This is a genomic window from Candidatus Cloacimonadota bacterium, assembly GCA_034661015.1.
In the GTDB taxonomy this organism is placed as follows: domain Bacteria; phylum Cloacimonadota; class Cloacimonadia; order JGIOTU-2; family JGIOTU-2; genus JAYEKN01.
In genome coordinates, this window is the sequence record JAYEKN010000137.1 from 1 (window position 1) to 3436 (window position 3436).

A 3436-nucleotide genomic window follows, 5' to 3' on the forward strand; every position below is an offset into this window, starting at 1 on the left:
CAAACAGTAAAAGTTCATACAAAATATCAAAGAAATAATAAGTTAGAAATCTTGCACAATCTAACTCCTTCCCCCACTGGGGGAAGTTCCATACGGACTCCTTTTAGTCGCTGGGAAGGGGGAATAAGCAAAATCAAAGAATATCGAATATCGAACACCGATAACTGAAAGGAATCCGTATGGACAACTGAAAGGAGTCCGTATGGATTTAAGATTTCAGATTTTTCTACATTTTACATTTATAATTTTAAATTCATCATTATTATTAAAAGAAATTTAAAATGTAGAATTATGGTATCCCCTCTACTAATCCCGTCTTGTAATTTGATTTGACCGTGGCTACATTTGCCCCATGCAAAAAAATCAGAAATACAGCAAAGAGCAAATGTATCGGTCCATAGCATTATGGCGTGAAAGCGGATTATCCCAATATCAATTTTGTAAGCGGGAAAAATTGACCACCTCCACATTCAGTTATTGGCTGAGAAAATTTAGAAAAGAGAAAGGACTGTCAAAGTTCTCCCGGGAAAAACCCGTCAAAACTTTTATTCCTGTTGAAGTATCCAAAACTATTGAACCAGATGTTTTGGAGATTGAACAAATAGAAATAACCTACCCCAATGGGGTGAAGGTAAGTTGTCCGCCTTGTATAGATATAGCCCAGTTAAAAACCATAATCAGTATATAAGGCAATGTTTACTTTATCCTCAAGCAACAAATTTCACTTGTACAGTCAGCCAACTGATATGCGAAAAAGTTTCGACGGCTTATCAGGACTCATACAAAACACCTTGGAGAGTAATCCTTGTAATGGAGATGTGTTTATCTTTATTAATAAACGGCGAGACAAAATTAAATTGCTGCACTGGCAAGGGGTTAGTTTTGCATTATATTATAAACGATTGGAGGAAGGCACTTTTGAACTTCCCAATTATGATGTAGAAGTAGGAAGCATAGTATTAAGTTATACCCAAATAGTAATGCTTATAGATGGTTTAAGCATTAAAAACATTGAAAAAAGAAAATCGTATAATCCAAATATTTAGGGACATTTTTATCCAGAAAAAATGTTGATAAATACAAGTGTTTTTTCATCTACAACACCTGTATTTTCAGTACTTTTACTTCATGTTAAATGAGCTGGAAAATATGAATTTTGATGAGCTGTTAGTAGCTACGAAAAAATTACAAGGGCAGAATACCAGTCTTGAAATTGAACATACCAACCTTGAAAATAAATACACCAACCTTGAAAATAAATACACCAATCTTGAAACTCAAAATGTATCCCTTGAATCTAAAGTAAGCAGGATGCAGTTCCAGATTGATCAACTCACCCGTTTGTTATTTGGTGTCAAGCGAGAGCGTTTTATATCAAATGAGAATCACAATCAAATGGAATTGCCTTTCGATGTTGAGCAAACAAAGCCAGAGCCTGAAAAGACAGAAGAAATAAGCTACACACGTAAAAAGAAGGAAAGAAAAAATCATCCTGGCCGTTTGCCTTTACCCGATCACTTACCTGTAGAAGAAATTATTATTGAACCCAAAGAAGATACCTCCGGTATGAAGTACATTGGCAAAGAAGTAACAGACCAACTGGAACTTGTTCCTGCCAAACTTTTTATAAAAAGATTTATCCGCCCCAAATATATTAAGCCGGAAGATAATGAGTCTCTAAATTTTAAAGGAGTTATAGCAGAGTTGCCGGTTTTTCCCATTGAAAAAGGCATAGCGGGTTCTGGCTTATTGGCGCAGATAATCATAGATAAGTATGTAGATCATTTACCTATTTATCGCCAGATACAACGATTTGCAAGAGAAAATGTCCGCATACCTTCCAATACAATAAATGGATGGCAGGATGCAATATCCAGATTGTTGGCACCTTTGTTTGAAAAACAAAAACAACTGGTACTTAGACAGGGTTATCTGCAGGTTGATGAAACGCCTATCAAGGTACTGGATAAAAGACTCAAAGGCAAATGCCATCAAGGGTATTACTGGGTATACAACTCACCAATACAAAATGCCGTACTATTCGATTACCGGAAAGGCCGTGGACGAGAAGGCCCAAAACAAATGCTTAAAGATTTTAAGGGATATCTTCAAAGTGACGGATATAGTGTTTACGACTGGTTTGGAAAAAAAGAACATATTACATTACTCAATTGCTGGGCACATGCACGCAGGTATTTTGAAAAGGCATTGAACTATGATAAAGCTGCTAAAGATGTATTATTGAAAATACAAAAGTTGTATGCTATTGAACGCTTTGCAAAAAACATGGAATTATCAACCAATGAACGTAAAGAAATACGCCTTGAACATTCCTTGCCAATATTAAATGAACTAAGTAAATGGATGATCGATAATTTATCCAAACACCTTCCTAAAAGCCCAATGGGTGAAGCCCTGCGTTATACAATTCCCAGGTGGGACAACCTGATGGCATACCTCTATGACGGAACCCTTGAAATAGACAACAACCTAGTTGAAAATGCAATAAGGCCAAATGCACTGGGAAGGAAAAATTATCTTTTTGCCGGTTCTCATGAAAGTGCTCAAAGGGCTGCCATGTTTTATTCTTTTTTTGGAACATGCAAAAGAAATGACATTAATCCTTTTGACTGGCTAAAAAATGTATTGGATAGAATACCGGAACACAAAGCAAATAAACTGAATGAACTCCTACCTCAAAATTGGAAACCACAAAAATCAGAATAGCAAAGAAAGTACTATCCCAGAATATGCAAAAATACTATCAATAAAAAATTTATTCAAGACGGGGTTGGTAGAGGGGATACGAATAATGACCGTTTTTAAATGAAACACTACCTACATTAGTTCCCTTTATCCTTATGTTTACATTTTTAATTATTGAACCCGTATTTGAATCTGTGATTTTTCCAGAAACCCTTATACTACCTGATTGCGAATAAATGTTTGAGATGAAAAAAAATAAAATGAAAGTTAGTGAGTAAAGTTTTTTCATAATTTATAGGTATTTTTTGTTAGCCGCTAATATCGCTAATTTACGCGAATTATACTTCACTCATTTGATGTAAGTAAAATAAGTTCTATTTTATTATTATTCGCGCATTCGCGGCTATTTATTATTTTTATTTCCCCTCAAAAACAAAATATCCCCATGGCTTAAGTTCAAGTTTTTCATTTGCTGAAAACTTTATTTCTTCTCCAGAAAATGCATCTATAAATTCTCCAATAAATTTATCCCCTTTAAAAGTTATATTTTGGTTTTCACCGGAAAAATTAAAAATTGCAAATATTTTATTCCCGTTTTTTTCTCTGATAAAAGCAAAAATATTTTCATCATCAGATGAATTTATTCTTAATAATTTTCCTCCTGATATTCCGTTCCAAAGTGCTTTGTTTTTCTTTTTAATTTGGATTAGATTCTGATAAAATTTTTCTA

At 34.3% G+C, this 3436-nt stretch carries 3 protein-coding genes; 2 read left to right on the plus strand and 1 reads right to left on the minus strand.

Annotation, left to right across the window (positions count from 1 at the left end):
• Nucleotides 1-692 precede the first annotated feature (692 nt).
• Together tnpB and U9P79_05575 are read left to right on the plus strand one after the other, a co-directional pair.
• On the plus strand, nucleotides 693-1046 hold the full coding sequence (tnpB, locus tag U9P79_05570; protein MEA2104092.1) for an IS66 family insertion sequence element accessory protein TnpB: 354 nt from the start codon (nucleotides 693-695) through the stop codon (nucleotides 1044-1046).
• Nucleotides 1047-1149: 103 nt separating this feature from the next.
• Nucleotides 1150-2727: an IS66 family transposase gene (locus tag U9P79_05575; protein MEA2104093.1), complete on the plus strand. Its 1578-nt coding sequence runs from the start codon at nucleotides 1150-1152 to the stop codon at nucleotides 2725-2727.
• Nucleotides 2728-3122: 395 nt separating this feature from the next.
• On the opposite strand, the gene U9P79_05580 is transcribed toward U9P79_05575, so the two are convergent.
• Nucleotides 3123-3436: alpha-glucosidase C-terminal domain-containing protein (locus tag U9P79_05580; protein MEA2104094.1), on the minus strand; the 314-nt coding region annotated here is incomplete at its 5' end.

Excerpts from the sequence above, each read along its gene's own strand:
- tnpB (MEA2104092.1), top strand. The coding sequence starts at position 693 with ATGTTTACTTTATCCTCAAGCAACAAATTTCACTTGTACAGTCAGCCA.
- U9P79_05575 (MEA2104093.1), top strand. The coding sequence starts at position 1,150 with ATGAATTTTGATGAGCTGTTAGTAGCTACGAAAAAATTACAAGGGCAG.